Raw genomic sequence first — 15,238 nt, forward strand, 5'->3', positions numbered from 1 at the left:
TGATATGCAACCATTTGGTTGCTCCTAGGCCCGGGCTTCTGACGCTATACCGGCGCTGTTATGCCGTAACGCCGTCAACACGGTGTCGATGATCGCTGCTGCATCCAGCCGCGCGTCTGCATATTGCAATTCCGGCTTGTCCTGATCCTGGAAAACATCCGGCAGGCGCAGCGTACGCAGCTTCAGGCCATTGTCGATCAGCCCCAGATCACTCGCCAGCGTCAACACATGGGCGCCCAAGCCCCCGATGGCGCCTTCCTCTACCGTCACGGCAACTTCGTGGGTGGTGAGCAGGCGACGGATCATCGCTTCGTCCAAGGGCTTGGCGAAGCGCAAATCCGCTACCGTGGTGGATAGGCCCTTCGCTTCCAGCGCCTCAGCGGCGCGCAGCGCTTCCTCAAGACGGGTGCCGAGCGACAATATGGCGACTTGTCGGCCGTCCCGGACGATTCGTCCCTTGCCGATCTCCAGCTTCTCGGGCGTCGCGGGTAACGGCACGCCCACGCCATTGCCACGTGGATAACGGACGGCGATCGGCCCGCTGTCATGAGTGGCGCAAGTGCGGACCATGTGGACCAGCTCTGCTTCGTCGGAAGCGGCCATAACGACCATATTGGGAAGCGTGGCGAGGTAGGTGATGTCGAAGCTGCCCGCATGGGTTGAACCGTCTGCACCCACCAGCCCGGCCCGATCGATAGCAAAGCGCACCGGGAGATTCTGGATCGCGACATCATGCACGACCTGATCATAGGCGCGCTGGAGAAAGGTCGAATAGATCGCGCAGAAAGGCCGCATGCCCTGTGCCGCAAGCCCAGCAGCGAAGGTCACCGCATGCTGTTCGGCAATCCCCACGTCGAAGGAACGTTCAGGGAAAGCCTCCGCGAACTTGTCGAGACCCGTACCCGACGGCATGGCAGCGGTAATCGCGCAGATAGTGCTATCGCGCCGGGCTTCGGCGACCAGGGCGTTGGCAAACACCGCAGTATAGCTGGGCGGCCCCGGAGGTGCCTTTGCTTGCGCCCCGGTGATGACGTCGAACTTCTGGACGCCATGATATTTGTCGGCTGCTGCTTCCGCTGGAGCGTAGCCCTTGCCTTTTTGGGTCACGACATGAACGAGGCACGGCCCTTCAGCGGCATCGCGAACATTTTCCAGAACGGGTATCAACTGATCGAGATTATGGCCGTCGATCGGACCCACATAATAAAAGCCGAGTTCCTCGAACAAGGTGCCACCCATCGCCATGCCGCGAGCAAACTCATCGGTTTTGCGGGCGGCATTGTGGAGGGGGCGGGGCAGTTTGCGGGCGAGGCGCTTGGCAAGGTCACGCAGGCCCAGAAATTCGCGGCTCGATACCAAGCGCGCGAGGTAGGCGGAAAGGCCGCCAACCGGGGGGGCGATCGACATGTCATTGTCGTTCAGGATCACGATCAGCCTGTTTCCGGCCTCACGCGCGTTGTTCATGGCTTCATAGGCCATGCCCGCTGACATCGCGCCATCGCCGATCACTGCTATGCCCTTGCCCGGCTTGCCTGCGAGCTTGCTGGCCACGGCAAAGCCCAGTGCCGCGCTGATGGATGTCGAACTATGGGCCGCGCCGAAGGGGTCATATTCACTTTCGGCCCGCTTGGTGAAGCCCGAAAGGCCGCCGCCCTGGCGAAGGGTACGGATGCGGTCGCGCCGACCGGTCAGGACCTTATGCGGATAGCATTGGTGGCCCACATCCCAGACCAGCTTGTCATTGGGCGTGTCGAAAACATAATGGATGGCGGTGGTGAGTTCGACCACTCCCAGCCCTGACCCCAGGTGGCCGCCAGTCACCCCGACGGCAGAAATCACCTCCTGCCGGAGTTCGTCGGCAAGCTGAGGGAGCTGCTCGGGCTTGAGCGTGCGCAGATCCGCGGGCCAGGTGACCTGGTCGAGCAGCGGCGTTGTGGGACTGTCATTCATTAAAGGCATAGACTCCCAAGCGCGCTAAGCCGTTCCGGATCAAAGCGCAACGCCTGCGTCACGCCACGCACTTGGCGCAGGTCCCGAGTATCTCGATCACGGGCCGTTCTGCCCGGAATCCTTGATGTTCCGCCACGGCGCGAACGTTGTTCGTCACCACATCGTTATCGACATGGGTCGCTTCCTTGCAGTTGCGGCAGACGAGGAAGATGCAATCGTGATGGCAGCCCGGATGGGCGTTGGCGATATAAGCATTCGCGCTTTCCACGCGCATGGCGATGTTGTTCGCCACGAACAGATCGAGGATACGATAGACGCTGTTCGGCGCCACTCGCTTTCCCCGAACCTTGGAAACGCTGTCGGCAATGTCATAGGCCGACGTCGGCTTTTCTTCGGCGGCGAGCGCGTCGAATATCGCAGCGCGCATGGGCGTCCACTGCTCGTTCTGAGCTTCCAGCGCGTTGCGGGCTGCGTCGGCCAGGCTTGCGCCAGTGGGTTCGTGATGATGATGGTGTTCGGCCATATGGGTCAATCTATGCGTGGGCGGGTTTGGGGGCAAGGGTGGCCTGTCAGCCGCGCCAATAGGCCCAAGCCGCCCACAACCACCCCGCAATCATCAACGTGCCACCAATAGGCGTCACGGCGCCCAGCCAACGCGGACCTCCCATGGCCATGGCATAGAGGGTGAATGCAAAGATCGCGGCGCCCACCAGAAGCAGCAAAGCCGGGCCGCGCGCGCCATTAGCCAGCGCCAACGCGGCAACCGCGTGGATCAGCTGATATAAGCCGCCAGTCCGCAACCATTCAGCTGCTTCGTGACTGGATGCACCATGGGCGCCGAAAGCGCCAGCAGCGATGGCGAGCGCCGCCGAAAGCGAGGCCAGGACCGGGATCATGCGTTTTCCTCTTCTTCTCCCCGAGCCATCAGGCGCATCCGCCTGCCGGGCCTGAACATCAGTTCCTTGGCGGCCAGCAACGTTCCTTGCTCGCCCTGGACCGTCAGCCGCTGATCATCATTTTCGCGATATTTGCGCTCAACCTCTTCTATTTCCGCCTGTGGCACGCCCAGCGTGTCCATCGCCTGGATCCCCATGCAAATTGCGGATTCGAAAACCTCACGAACCACTCCCGCAAGATCCATGTCTTTCAATGCGAGCAACTGCCGCCGATCGAAGGCGCGAACGAGCAGTGCGGCCTGAGGGAATGCCTCGGCGATAGGTTCCAGTATCCGGCTGTCCAGCGACGGATCATCATGGCAGAAAGCGATCAAGCGGGCTTCCTCGGCTCCGGAACGGCGGAGCAAATCGATTCGCGTGCCATCGCCATAATAGACTTTCATGTCGAACCGGCTCGACACCTCGATCTGGGCGGGCTTCTTGTCGATCAGTACGACCTCGAACCCGTGCCCCATCAGCATCTGGGCGACAGTTTGTCCGAAACGCCCATAGCCCACGATGATCGCGGTTCCGCGCGTTGCCTCGTCCGGGCCGACGGGGTTCTGCTGACCTTTCGGCTGCGCGAACTCCAGCCTTCGGGCAAAGAGCATGAGAAATGGCGTCGTGGCCATGGAAAAGGTCACAATCGCGCTGAACAGGCTGGCACCTTGAGGAGCAATCAAAAGGGCGTTTTGCGCCTGGGCGAAAAGAACAAAGCCGAATTCGCCGCCCTGGCTGAGCAACAGGCCCGCACCGATCGCCTGCGTCCATTCCATGCCAAACAGCCGGGCAAGGCCGGTGATCAGCAATGCCTTTGTCATGACGAGCATCGCCGCCATGCCGATGACGAACAAGGGGTTCGCCGCGACAGCATGCAGGTCCAGCACCATCCCGACCGCGAGGAAGAACAGACCCAGCAGGATCGATCGGAATGGTTCTACATCCGCTTCGATTTCATGCCGATAGGGGGAGTCGGCCAGCATCACGCCTGCGACGAACGCGCCCAGCGCCGTCGACAGGTGAAGTGCATGCATGAGGGCAGCGGCGGCAAGAACCGTGAACAGTCCGACTGCCACGAACAGTTCACGTTCGCCCAACCGTCCCACTAGCTGAAGCAGAGGGCGCAGGATGAAACGCCCAGCCAGTACTAGTCCTGCAATGGCAGCAACCGTGTAGCCCGCAAGCTGGATGCCTGGAGGACCTCCAACATCTGCGGGGTTGCGTGACAATGCCGCCACTATGGTGATTAGCGGGACGATGGACAGATCCTGAAAAAGCAGGATCGAAAAGACTTTCTCGCCAAAAGGAGAGTTGATGCGTCCACTGCTTTTAAGGCTGGGCAGAACCTGTGCCGTGGAAGACAGCGCCAGGGGGAGGCCGAGCGCGATAGCTGCGCCCCAGGTGAAGCCGGTCGAAAAATAGATGATCGCGGTCAAAGCCAAACCGCACATCACCACTTGGGCAAGGCCGAGGGCGAAGATGTCTCGCTTCAGGCGCCATAGCCGTGCCGGATGAAGTTCAAGGCCGACGAGGAAAAGCAGCAGGACGATGCCGATTTCCGCGATCGCCAGCTTCGATTCCGCCCCGCCTACAAGGCCAAGACCTTGTGGGCCGACCAACGCCCCGGCAACCAGATAGCCCAGCACTGCGCCAAGGCCGAAACGGCGAAACAGCATGACGAACAGCACCGCCGCCCCCAGCAGGATTACGCCTTCAGACAGCAGGAGGTCGGTCGCGTTGAGGGGCGCGTGCGCCGCCGCCGCAGGGGGAGTAGGCATCAGGCCTCCGCCGCGCGTGCGGCTTCTGCCACCGCCTCGAAACTAAGCCGGATGGAGGCGTGACGCGCCGGATATCCACGAGCGGGAGCGAGGACGGTCAACCCCGGCCAGAAATTCAGATCATCGCCTTCGCCAGCGAGATACGCAGTCAACTTGTCTCGCGCGGTCTCGAGTTCGGCTGCTGTCAGGCCAATTGCCTGAGCCGACATAAGCGCAGCCGAAGCCTGGCCGAGTGCGCAGGCTTTAACGTCCAGACCTAGCTCGACCAGCTTCCCGCCTTCCATTCTTACGTCTGCTGTCACTCGCGATCCGCAAGTGGGCGATCGTTTTTCTACGGTTGCCTGCGGCTGTGCCAGTCGCCGGTGATGCGGGATGCTGGCGGCGAGGCGCAATATGTCCTTGTTGTAGAGGGGGGCGCTCATACTTCCCCTGTAGGACAGCTAGGCCGCCTGAGAAAGGCCGCAGATATCATCGGTAGATTATTCGCAGTTTGGCTGCGGCATTGGCGGCATGTCGTCGCGCCGTGGCATGCCGCCAGCCCAGCTCACCCGTCAATCACGTCAAGGTTCCTGGTCTCCATCGGTCGGCTGTGTCGGCACGATCCGCGGCGGCGGCGTAGCCGGAACGGCGGGGGAGGGTGGCGCTTCAGGCTGGCCGATGGGCAGGCGCAGCTGATTGGGGCCTATGTTGACCGACACCCCGTCCTCATCGACACCCAGGCTCATATTGCCCAGGCCCCCTTCCACCGTCACATTGGCGATTGCGTTGACGAGGTCGCTATCCTGTTGTTCGGGCGGTGTTTCGACAGGTTCGTTGATTGCTCCGGCCATGAAGTTTCGCCAGATGCGCGCAGGAACGCCGCCGCCTGCCGCGCCGCCGGGGAGCGGGGCATTATCATCATTGCCGATCCAGACGGCCGTCACCAGCCCACCGGCATAACCGACGAAGATCGCGTCACGGCTATCCTGGGTGGTTCCCGTCTTGCCGAATGTGCTGGTGCGAAGTGCCGCTGCGCTGCCCGTTCCCCGGTTTGCGGCTGACGACAACAGATCGCGGATCATTTCAAGCTGATCCTGGCTGAAGTGACGCTGACGGCTCATCAGTCGGCCGAACCACCCCTGTTCTTCCGGAGGCAGGCCGTGGGCGATGACGGGATAGGCACCCGCAGCCACGGTGGCATAAGCCTGCGCCAGCTGGATGAGCGGAATTTCGGACGTGCCCAGCGCAAGGCTGAGATCTTCTGTCAGCGGTGCCGTGATGCCCAGGTCGCGCGCGACCTTTATGACAGTGTCGACGCCCACCTTTTGTGTCAATCTGACTGCCGCCACATTGCTCGACGCCGCGAATGCCTGACGCAATGTGATGCGGCCGCGATATTTGCCGCCGTGGTTGGCGGGCCGATAGGTCCCGCTGGTGATCGGCGTGTCCTCGATAAAATCCTCCGGCGTCATTCCGGATCGGAATGCGGCCAGATATACGAATAGCTTGAAGGTCGATCCGGGCTGCCGCTTTGCTTGCACGGCCCGGTTGAAGCTGCTCGCGCGATAATTTTTGCCGCCGACCATGGCCACGACGCTGCCGTCGGGCTTCATCGCCACCAGAGCTGCTTCGGCTTGGCCTAGAGGTGCCCGGCGGATTGCCGCTTCGGCCAGGCGCTGGACCCGCCAGTCGAGCGTCGTTGGAACACTCTGTGCTCCATAAACCGCGCCCGCGCGGTCACGCGCCTCGGGCAGCACCCAGTCGGCGAAATAGGTGCCGGTCGTCGGATCGGGCGTTTCGCGCACGTCCAGCCGCGCTGGGCGCAGCCCGTTGCGTTCGGCCTTGCTGATATAGCCAGCGTCCACCATCGCCTGCGTCACCAGGGCGGCGCGCTCCCGTGCTCCTTTCAGATTTGTAGTCGGCGCAAGGCGAGAGGGCGCCTTCAGCAATCCCGCGAGCATTGCGGCCTGCGGAATGGTGAGCCGTTCGGGCTGGCGGCTGAAATAGTGCAGCGAAGCCGCGCGCAATCCATAGACATTGTCGCCGAAATAAACGTTCGACAGATAGCGTTCGAAAATCTGATCCTTGGTCAGCCATGCTTCCAGCCAGAAGGCAATAAGCGCCTCCCGCGCTTTTCGTCCGAAAGTTCTGTCGCTGGAAAGGAATACACCCTTGGCAAGCTGCTGGGTGATGGTGCTCCCGCCCTGCGACGAACCGTCCGACCATAGATTATGCCAGGCGGCTCGTACTATGCCTCTCGGATCGACGCCCCAATGGCTGTAAAAGCGCCTGTCTTCGATCGCCATGAAGGCTTGGGGGACATGTTTGGGCAGATCTGCCATCGAAACGGGGCGATCGATTATCGCGCCGCGCCGGGCGATGAGATGGCCGTCGGCCGACATGAGGCTGACGCTTGGCGGCGCGATCGGCTTCAACGATCGCGAAAGCGGTGCGGTGACTGCCAGCCAGGCTATCACGAGCATCAGCAGTGCGAGCAGTCCAGCGACGATCCATCCTGTGACATGCAGCCGCCTTCGCCATGGCGTGGATGGAGCGAAGGCGCTGGGCGGCCCTGCTCCGAACTTGCGGGGTGGCTGATCGGGCTGAGGCGCGGGCAGGGGATCTTTCATTGGCTCCAGCATGCTGTATTATCAGATTGATACAGTCAATAGCGTCCTGTCTCGGGACACTCTCGGGTTAACCACGATAATGGGTGGCCGAAATGGTGAATCAGGCGTTAACTCGATGCCATGCGAACGCGTCCGCTTATCCTTACGAACGAAGCTGCCCGCCATCCCTTTCGTCAGCGGCTGCCTCGTCATGTCCTGACGGTGGAGGATGCTTTGGCCTCTACCTCGGACGAGAGTGACTGGAAGCTGTTTGTTCTGAGCTTCTGTGCATTTTTTACGGCCTTCTACAGCTTCATCTTCTGATCCGGGGCCTTCAGTCGCAGGCTTTGTGAAGGGTCCATGCGATCCATGCGCAGGGGAGGCATAGCGCCGCCACCAGCAAAAGCTGGTCGATGACAGACATGCCTGCGATGCTCAGGCCAATTGCAAAAAATGATCCCAGAACCATGGCCCCTGAATTGACGATGTTGTTAGCGGCTACGGTGCGGGCAGCCTCGCACTTTTCGACCGTCGTCGTGAGGAATGCGTAAAGCGGCACCACGAACATGCCGCCGAATGTCGCCACACCAAGCAGGCATGCCGATAATGCTAGCGCCAGGGGATGGGCAAGAAAGCCCTTGAGCGAGAGCATCGCGCCGCTTCCGTCAGGCGTCCATAGATCACACACAATGTGAAACGCGACGATGCACAGACCCATGCCAATGACGGATGCGGGTGCGTAACGCGCCGACACATGCCCCTGTAGCAGCCGGTTGATCGCGATCGACCCAATCGCGATGCCCACGGAAAAGATCGCCAGGAACAAGCTGGCCACCGACTTGTCCGCCGCCAGCACATTTTTGACGAGCGGCGGGAACTGGATGAACAGGATTGAGCCGACGGCCCAGAAGACGCTGATTGCCATGATGGCCAGATAGAGGCGCCGGATATGCATTGTACCCCGCACCAGCGCGATCGAAGACCGGATGATGTGGAAGTCGATCGGCTGCCGTTCGAGCAATGAAGGCGCGGGTGGAACTTCCCGGCCTGCCACATAGCCGATCGCAGCTGTCACGACGATGCCGATGGCTGCGACCTCCACGGGAATCAGGCCCGCCAGGATCGTTCCGGCAAGGATGGCGATATAAGTTCCAGCCTCTACCAGGCCTGTGCCGCCAAGCACTTCGTCATCATGCAAGTGCTGAGGCAGGATGGCGTATTTGATCGGGCCGAAGAAAGTGGAATGGACGCCCATGGCAAAGAGTGCGCAAAGCAACAGCGGAATGGCCACGCCATGGATCGCTATGCCGCTCCAGATCAGCCCCAGGCCAACGGCGCCAACCAGCATTATGGCGATCTCGGCTGCTTTTACATATCGTATGATGACGGCCTTGTCCCGCTGATCGGCGAGTTGGCCCGACAGCGCGGACAGAAGGAAAAACGGCAGGATGAATATGCCCGTCGCCAACGCGCTGAACCAGGTTTCCGACCGTTCGTCATTATAGACGCTGTACACGACGAACAGCACCATCGCATTTTTGAACAGGTTGTCGTTAAAGGCCCCGAGCAATTGAGTGATGAAAAGCGGCAGGAAACGTCGCTTGTTAAGGAGCCTGAGTGAGGCTTGCATAGGCAAGAAGGTCTTCTTCGCTGTGGACGAGCGGAGCGGGGTCTAGCGGCTGCCGCGTCGGCTGTCCAACGCATCCGGATGAGAAGCAGTCGAGCCCCTCATCACGGCTGCTTGTGCTATGCGGCGGACTGTGGCAGTCCGCCGCCATGCTGACGCTGCCCAATCTGCTGACGCTTTCGCGGATACTGACCGTCCCGTTGCTTGTCGCGTTGCTCTGGCCCGCAGAGGTCGGTGCTCGCTGGACGACCGGCTATGCCTTTGCCTTTGGGCTTTATTGTTTGATGGGCATCACCGACTATTTCGATGGCTATCTGGCGCGAGCCCAAGGGACCGTTTCGAAGCTGGGCGTTTTTCTGGATCCCATCGCCGACAAGATCATGGTTGGCGCAGTCATCCTGATGTTGGCCGCCACTCGCGACATCGCGGGTATTCACATCGCTGCCGCCATGATCATTCTACTGCGTGAAATCGCCGTGTCGGGGCTGCGTGAGTTTCTTGCAGGACTTCAGGTTTCGGTGCCGGTGTCCCGTCTGGCCAAGTGGAAAACCACCTTTCAGTTGATAGCCTTGGGCGCACTGATTCTGGCGGGCGCGGTGCCCGCATTTCCCCTGGTTCAGTTGCTGGGTATCGTGACCCTCTGGGCCGCAGCAATACTGACTTTGATCACCGGTTGGGACTATCTGCGGGTCGGTATCAAGCATATGGACTGATGCGTGGTTAAACTCGAAATCCTCTATTTCGCTTGGGTGCGAGAAAGCATCGGCTGCGATGGTGAACAGGTCGATCGGCCTGGCGCCGATATGAGTGTCGCAAATTTGATTGCGCAGCTTGCGGAACGGGGAGGCCGCTATGCTGAGGCGTTCGGTGATACTGGGCGGCTGCGCGCAGCGTTGGATCAGCGCTTTGTGCCACTCGAAACGTTGATCGGGCAAGCGAAGGAGCTGGCGATCTTTCCCCCGGTCACTGGCGGATGAACCGCGCTGCCATCCAGACGGAGGATTTCGACGTCGGCGCCGAGTTGGCGCTGCTGGAAGCTGCGGGAGGCGGGGCTGTTGCCAGTTTCACAGGGGTCGTGCGCGGCGATAATGCGCTAGTTTCACTCGAACTTCAGCATTATCCGGCGATGACGGCAGCTCAGGTCGAGCGGATAATCGACCAAGCGACCGCGCGTTGGCCGCTTTTGGCCGTGAGCGTGATTCATCGCTTTGGAAAGCTTAAGCCAGGTGAGCACATCGTTTTTGTCGGCACGGCCTCTCGTCATAGGGCAGCCGCGCTGGAAAGTTGCGCCTTTCTGATCGATTGGCTGAAGTCTGACGCGCCCTTCTGGAAGAAGGAGCATTTTGCCGATGGAGCGGCCGCCTGGGTGGAGGCGCGCGTCGAGGATGAGACGAAGGCGCGCGATTGGACCCGCTGAAGATCAGGCGGCTACACTGGATTGCGGCAAATCGGCGGCATCGCGCAGAAGTTCGGCGAGCAGGCGAAATTCCTTTTCCCTCGGACTATTCTTACGCCAGACCAAAGCAATGTCACGGTGCGATCGGTCGGATCGCAGAGGCCGTACGGCGATCTGTGTGTGATCCAATATACCGCCCGTAATGGCCATTTCCGGCATGATCGTCATACCAAGGCCATTATCGACCATCTGAACCAGTGTATGGAGGGAAGTGCCCATCATCATCGCGCTCGAACGGATTTCGGGGCGGTTGCACGCGGCAAGAGCATGGTCCTTCAGACAATGACCATCTTCCAGTAATAGCAGCTTCGTCTCATCGATCATGTCAGGCGCCACCCACTCGGGCGGGTCGCGTGGATCATCTTGAGGAAATGCGACATATAGCCGGTCCTGGAACAGCAGTTCGCTGTCCAGCTCCCCGGTGGGAAAGGGTAGGGCAAGGAGGACACAGTCCACGTTGCCGTGACGAAGTGACTCGATTGCCGTCTGCGTCGTCTCCTCCCGGAGGTAAAGCTTGAGTTCGGGCCTGTCCGCTCTCAGGCGGGGGAGCAGGCGAGGCAGCAAGAAAGGCGCGATCGTTGGGATCACGCTCATGCGCAACTCACCGGTGAGCGGCTTGCCCGAGGCTTCGGCGATAGCCGCAAGTTCCTCCGCTTCGCGCAGAACGCGATGCGCTTTCTCCACGATACGGTCGCCGAGAGCCGTGAAGCGCACCACCCTTCGCGTCCGTTCAACCAGCGTCACGCCGATCAGCGATTCCAGTTCGCGGATACCCGCCGAAAGCGTGGATTGCGTGACATAGCAGCTGTCGGCTGCCTTGCCGAAATGCCCATGCTGCTTCAGCGCAACAAGATATTGCAGCTGTTTCAGCGTGGGCATGTAACTCGACATCGATCGCCTTTCTCGATTAGAAAGCCGAAGATAAGAGCGTCAGCCGATATATCCAAGCCATTTGGCTACGCCGAATAGGGATGTAAGCGTCAGGATTGTACCAACCGCTGTGAATAGCATCCGAGGTGCGACATGACGGGCAAGCATTGCGCCAAAGGGCGCAGCTACTATGCCTCCGAGCAACAGACCGACGGTGTAGGTCGTGAAAGCCTGCCAGCCCAGATGAAGGATGAAGGTGAGGCTGATCGCTAGCGTCAGCACGAACTCGACGGTGTTGACCGTGCCGATCGTGTGCCGTGGACTGGACCCTTGGATAAGGAGGTTCGAAGTAACGATCGGCCCCCAGCCGCCGCCGCCCGAGGCGTCCATGAAACCGCCGACGAGGCCAAGCGGCGCCACCCACTTCGGGTCTCGTGGATGAGGTGGCAGATGAAAGCCGCGCCAGATCAGATAAACGCCGATTGCGGTCAGGTAGAGTTGAACGAAAGGTTTGATCACTGATCCGTCGATGTTCGAAAGAATGTAGGCTCCCGTCACGCCGCCAATGACGCCGGGAATGATGAGGCGTGAAAATAGCCGCCAATCCACGTTCCGGTGGGCGATGTGGCTTATGGCTGAGACAGCGGTCGTGAAAGTTTCGGCGGCGTGTACGCTGGCGGACGCTCTGCTTGGCGGCACGCCCAATGCGAGAAGCAGGGTGCTGGAAATCACGCCGTACGCCATTCCCAAAGCCCCATCGATCATTTGGGCTCCGAAACCGATCAGGATAAAGGGTAGAAGTTCGCTGAGATGAGCGAGGATGGGATCGGTCATTCAAAGGCCCCTGTTGATTGTCTACCGCATTGCTTGGTATATCATAGCTCTCCAAGAAACATTCTGTTTTATGGTCAAAAGCCGAAATAGCCACGCATCTGGAAAATGGATTATCGCAGGCCTATGTAGTAGCCTTCGGTTTTCAGGGGCCGCTGCATGCTGCGCAATCTTATTGGCTATTTGGACTCGGTCAAATCGCGTGACCCGGCTCCGCGCTCGCGGGCTGAAATCCTCCTGTACCCGGGGGTTTGGGCTCTTGGGTTTCATCGCGTTGCGCACAGGCTCTACGGCCTTCGGCTCTATTTCATGGCGCGCGCGGTCAATCATTTTTCCCGCTTTCTCACCGGCAACGACATCCATCCCGGTGCGCGCATCGGCAAGCGGTTCTTCATTGACCATGGCTTCACAGTGATTGGTGAAACGGCTGAAATCGGTGACGATGTCACTCTTTATCAGAATGTGACACTTGGCGGGACCGATCCCGCGAACGGCATTGCAGGCAAGCGGCACCCGACCCTAGCCGATGGGGTCATCGTCGGATCGGGCGCTCAGGTGCTTGGTCCTGTATATGTCGGCGCGCGCGCGCGCGTGGGTGCTAACGCAGTGGTCACGAAAAATGTGCCCGATGGCGCAACCATGGTCGGTATTCCGGCTCGGCAAATGGTTGTCGATGTCACCGCTTATCAGCGTGAATTCCTGCCCTATGGTACGCCCTGTAGCGACTGCCATGATCCGGAAAAATATAAGCTGGAACAGCTTCAGCAGGAAGTCGAGCACTTGCAGAAGCGATTGGCAGAGCTGCTTGAGCAACGACAGGAAGGGTCTCATGAGCCTCATGATGACGACATTCCCTTGTTTCGGGAGCGTGGGCGCGCCTGATGAGCAATGTGACCCCGTTCCCATCTCAAGCCAATCCGATGGGGCAGACGGGGTTCGACCGACTGGAATTGCAACGCATCATGGATCTTTATGGCCGGATGGTGTCCGCCGGTCATTGGCGTGACTATGCGATTGATCTTGGCCATGACGCAGCAGTTTTTTCCGCCTTTCGGCGGGCCGCCGAACGCCCGGAATATCGCATCGAGAAGCGGCCTTCGCTCCGTCACCGGCAAGGAATGTGGGCGCTGATCGGGGAGGCCGGGAGCATCCTAAAACGAGGTGCTGAACTTCAGGGCATTCTTGCGCCCGTCGAACGCAGATTGCTTAAGATTGTGCGGGATTAGCGCTGTTTCTAATTGCAAGTGTCCGATATCGCGAAGACCAAAGGTGGCCGCCGATAAGGGGTGCCAGAGCCAATGACGAATAAGGCCGATTGATGACTTTGCCGAAGCTGCTTGAAGATCGTTTATCCCTGCCGCTGATAGCGTCTCCGATGTTTATCGTGTCCCAGCCCGCGCTTGTGATTGCTCAATGTCGCGCTGGCATCGTAGGCTCGTTCCCTTCGCTCAACGCACGGCCTTCAGGCGTGTTCGAAGAGTGGCTTCAACTTCTCCGCCGGGAGCTGACTGAGGATGACGCGCCTTTCGCGGTCAACCTTATCGTCCACAAGACAAATGCCCGCTTGGAGGAGGATCTGGCTCTCTGCGTGAAATATCGCGTCCCGATCGTGATTACCTCGCTGGGCGCTCGCGCCGACGTCAACGAAGCTGTCCACAGTTACGGTGGCCTTGTGTTCCACGATGTCATCAACAACATGTTCGCGAGGAAGGCGATCGAAAAGGGGGCAGACGGCCTGATTGCGGTTGCTGCGGGGGCAGGAGGCCATGCTGGCACATTGTCGCCGTTCGCGCTGGTTGAAGAAATCCGCGCGTGGTTTGACGGCCCTTTGATCCTGTCAGGTGCGATCTCAACCGGCCGAGCGATTGCCGCTGCCCGCATGATGGGGGCCGATCTGGCCTATATGGGTTCTGCTTTCATCGCGACGGAAGAAGCGAACGCCGACCCCAAATATAAGCAAATGATCGTAGACAGTAGCGCGGCGGACATCGTCTATTCGGATCACTTCACCGGCGTTCATGGCAATTATCTGAGACCGAGCATTACGGCAGCCGGGCTGGACCCCGACAAGCTGGCGAATGCCGCCGGCATGGATATCGCCGCTATGGCGGAGGATGAGAAAAAGGCCTGGCGCGACATTTGGGGGGCGGGCCAGGGCATTGGCGCGGTCGAGAAAATTCAGCCCGCCGCTTCATTCATAGAGCAATTGAAGGCGCAGTACCTTGATGCCATTGCATCCTTCCAGTCAAAGGAAGGCGCGTAGTGCTGCAAGGAATGCGTCAAACCGGTCGTGGTGCAACCAGTGTCCGGCTTCGCCAAATTCTACCAGTCGCGCATCACGGAAGTGCGCTGCCCTGCCGTCATTCACCGGATTCGATGCCCAACTGTCCAGACCCAAGCAAAGGAGTACGGGGCAGTGAACCCGCGACCAGAACTGAGGTAGATCATCCCCAACCATGTCTTGCGGCGGCGTTTGGCGAAGATATGGATCGAACTTCCAATCATAGCTGCCATCTTCATTGCGGTTCACGCCATGAACCGTCAGATGCAGCGCTTGTTCTCCTGACAGGTGGTCGTTCCGTTCCCGCATGCGCGCGACTGCCGCTTCGAGCGTGGGATAGTGACGCGGCTGCCTGCGAGCGCTCGCGCGGCGCTGCTCGATCCATTCGCGCCAGCGATCGGGTGCGGGATGGGCTGCCCTGTCCTTAAGCCTCTCGGGGGAAAGGCCCAGCCCCTCGATCGCGACCAGGCGGTCGACGCGCTCCGGGAAGAGCCCCGCATAGCGCAACGCGATAGACCCTCCCAACGAATGGCCCACCAGAACAACCTTGTCCCGCCCAACCTGCTCCACTAGCTGGGCGAGGTCATAGACGAAGTCCGCCGTAAGATAGGTGCCTTCGGTAGACCATGCGCTGTCGCCATGGCCCCGAAGATCAGGAACCACGACATGGAAGTCACGCGCGAGTGCCCGGGCCGTCCAATCCCAACTACGCGCATGATCCAGGGCGCCATGCAACAGGATCAAGGTGGGAGCGGAGCGGTTCCCCCAATCCACATAATGCAGGCGAGTGCGCAGCGAAGTGAAGAAATGTGATGTCGGGCTTAGGGTGGCGACGTTGTCCGGACATTCGCCAAGCGGGCTGGCAAAATTTGGGGTGATATTCATGTCCTCGGGAGCACTCCGCGATTCTGGACGGCCAGCA

Annotated in this window: 17 protein-coding genes; 7 read left to right on the forward strand and 10 right to left on the reverse strand. The window is 60.1% G+C overall.

All coding sequences use genetic code 11. The features are described from left to right. Window positions 1-24: 24 nt before the first annotated feature. The 6 genes from dxs to ACYU81_RS12445 form a co-directional block, all read right to left on the reverse strand. The gene (gene dxs, locus ACYU81_RS12420; RefSeq protein ID WP_460987863.1) at window positions 25-1,959 is read right to left on the reverse strand and encodes a 1-deoxy-D-xylulose-5-phosphate synthase; all 1,935 of its coding nucleotides are present in this window, start codon (window positions 1,957-1,959) and stop codon (window positions 25-27) included. A gap of 49 nt (window positions 1,960-2,008) precedes the next feature. Further along, complete coding sequence (locus ACYU81_RS12425; protein WP_449471907.1) at window positions 2,009-2,473, reverse strand: Fur family transcriptional regulator; 465 nt, start codon at window positions 2,471-2,473, stop codon at window positions 2,009-2,011. A gap of 46 nt (window positions 2,474-2,519) precedes the next feature. Beyond that, window positions 2,520-2,846 (reverse strand): DUF423 domain-containing protein, encoded by a 327-nt coding sequence (locus ACYU81_RS12430; protein ID WP_460987864.1) that lies wholly within the window; start codon window positions 2,844-2,846, stop codon window positions 2,520-2,522. Next, a complete protein-coding gene (locus tag ACYU81_RS12435) occupies window positions 2,843-4,663 on the reverse strand; it encodes a cation:proton antiporter domain-containing protein (protein ID WP_449471911.1) in 1,821 nt (606 codons plus the stop codon). The genes ACYU81_RS12430 and ACYU81_RS12435 overlap by 4 nt, the downstream gene beginning before the upstream one ends. Next, complete coding sequence (locus ACYU81_RS12440; RefSeq protein ID WP_449471913.1) at window positions 4,663-5,085, reverse strand: iron-sulfur cluster assembly scaffold protein; 423 nt, start codon at window positions 5,083-5,085, stop codon at window positions 4,663-4,665. The genes ACYU81_RS12435 and ACYU81_RS12440 overlap by 1 nt, the downstream gene beginning before the upstream one ends. A 138-nt stretch (window positions 5,086-5,223) precedes the next feature. Next, complete coding sequence (locus tag ACYU81_RS12445; protein ID WP_460987865.1) at window positions 5,224-7,284, reverse strand: transglycosylase domain-containing protein; 2,061 nt, start codon at window positions 7,282-7,284, stop codon at window positions 5,224-5,226. 108 nt (window positions 7,285-7,392) lie between these two features. Between ACYU81_RS12445 and ACYU81_RS12450 the strand changes: the two genes are divergently transcribed. Continuing rightward, window positions 7,393-7,575, forward strand: a complete 183-nt coding sequence (locus ACYU81_RS12450) for a hypothetical protein (protein WP_460987866.1) — start codon at window positions 7,393-7,395, stop codon at window positions 7,573-7,575. A gap of 10 nt (window positions 7,576-7,585) precedes the next feature. Here the strand turns inward: ACYU81_RS12450 and ACYU81_RS12455 are convergent, their stop codons facing one another. Next, window positions 7,586-8,881 (reverse strand): MFS transporter, encoded by a 1,296-nt coding sequence (locus ACYU81_RS12455; RefSeq protein WP_460987867.1) that lies wholly within the window; start codon window positions 8,879-8,881, stop codon window positions 7,586-7,588. A 146-nt stretch (window positions 8,882-9,027) separates the two neighbouring features. Here ACYU81_RS12455 and pgsA point away from each other — a divergent pair, with 146 nt between their 5' ends. The 3 genes from pgsA to ACYU81_RS12470 are packed head-to-tail and all read left to right on the forward strand — an operon-like array spanning window position 9,028 to window position 10,295. Next, window positions 9,028-9,591: a CDP-diacylglycerol--glycerol-3-phosphate 3-phosphatidyltransferase gene (gene pgsA / locus ACYU81_RS12460; RefSeq protein WP_460987868.1), complete on the forward strand. Its 564-nt coding sequence runs from the start codon at window positions 9,028-9,030 to the stop codon at window positions 9,589-9,591. Window positions 9,592-9,594: 3 nt separating this feature from the next. Then, entirely contained in the window at window positions 9,595-9,855 is a 261-nt protein-coding gene (locus tag ACYU81_RS12465) for a MoaD/ThiS family protein (RefSeq protein WP_460987869.1), read from the forward strand. Further along, entirely contained in the window at window positions 9,852-10,295 is a 444-nt protein-coding gene (locus tag ACYU81_RS12470) for a molybdenum cofactor biosynthesis protein MoaE (protein WP_460987870.1), read from the forward strand. Before ACYU81_RS12465 ends, ACYU81_RS12470 begins: the two co-directional genes overlap by 4 nt. A gap of 3 nt (window positions 10,296-10,298) precedes the next feature. Here ACYU81_RS12470 and ACYU81_RS12475 read toward each other — a convergent pair whose 3' ends face one another. Then, window positions 10,299-11,225, reverse strand: a complete 927-nt coding sequence (locus ACYU81_RS12475; protein WP_460987871.1) for a hydrogen peroxide-inducible genes activator — start codon at window positions 11,223-11,225, stop codon at window positions 10,299-10,301. Between the two features lie 39 nt (window positions 11,226-11,264). Then, window positions 11,265-12,038 (reverse strand): sulfite exporter TauE/SafE family protein, encoded by a 774-nt coding sequence (locus tag ACYU81_RS12480; protein ID WP_460987872.1) that lies wholly within the window; start codon window positions 12,036-12,038, stop codon window positions 11,265-11,267. Between the two features lie 156 nt (window positions 12,039-12,194). Here ACYU81_RS12480 and epsC point away from each other — a divergent pair, with 156 nt between their 5' ends. From epsC to ACYU81_RS12495, 3 genes are all read left to right on the forward strand, one after another. After that, a complete protein-coding gene (gene epsC / locus ACYU81_RS12485; RefSeq protein ID WP_460987873.1) occupies window positions 12,195-12,917 on the forward strand; it encodes a serine O-acetyltransferase EpsC in 723 nt (240 codons plus the stop codon). Next, complete coding sequence (locus ACYU81_RS12490) at window positions 12,917-13,261, forward strand: DUF2794 domain-containing protein (protein WP_449471930.1); 345 nt, start codon at window positions 12,917-12,919, stop codon at window positions 13,259-13,261. The genes epsC and ACYU81_RS12490 overlap by 1 nt, the downstream gene beginning before the upstream one ends. Before the next feature lie 92 nt (window positions 13,262-13,353). Continuing rightward, window positions 13,354-14,298 (forward strand): NAD(P)H-dependent flavin oxidoreductase, encoded by a 945-nt coding sequence (locus ACYU81_RS12495; protein WP_460987874.1) that lies wholly within the window; start codon window positions 13,354-13,356, stop codon window positions 14,296-14,298. Here the strand turns inward: ACYU81_RS12495 and ACYU81_RS12500 are convergent. Then, window positions 14,281-15,201: an alpha/beta fold hydrolase gene (locus ACYU81_RS12500; RefSeq protein WP_460987875.1), complete on the reverse strand. Its 921-nt coding sequence runs from the start codon at window positions 15,199-15,201 to the stop codon at window positions 14,281-14,283. The two genes, ACYU81_RS12495 and ACYU81_RS12500, sit on opposite strands and share 18 nt — an antisense overlap. Window positions 15,202-15,238: the final 37 nt, after the last annotated feature.

Source organism: Sphingobium sp. TomTYG75 (assembly GCF_054771635.1).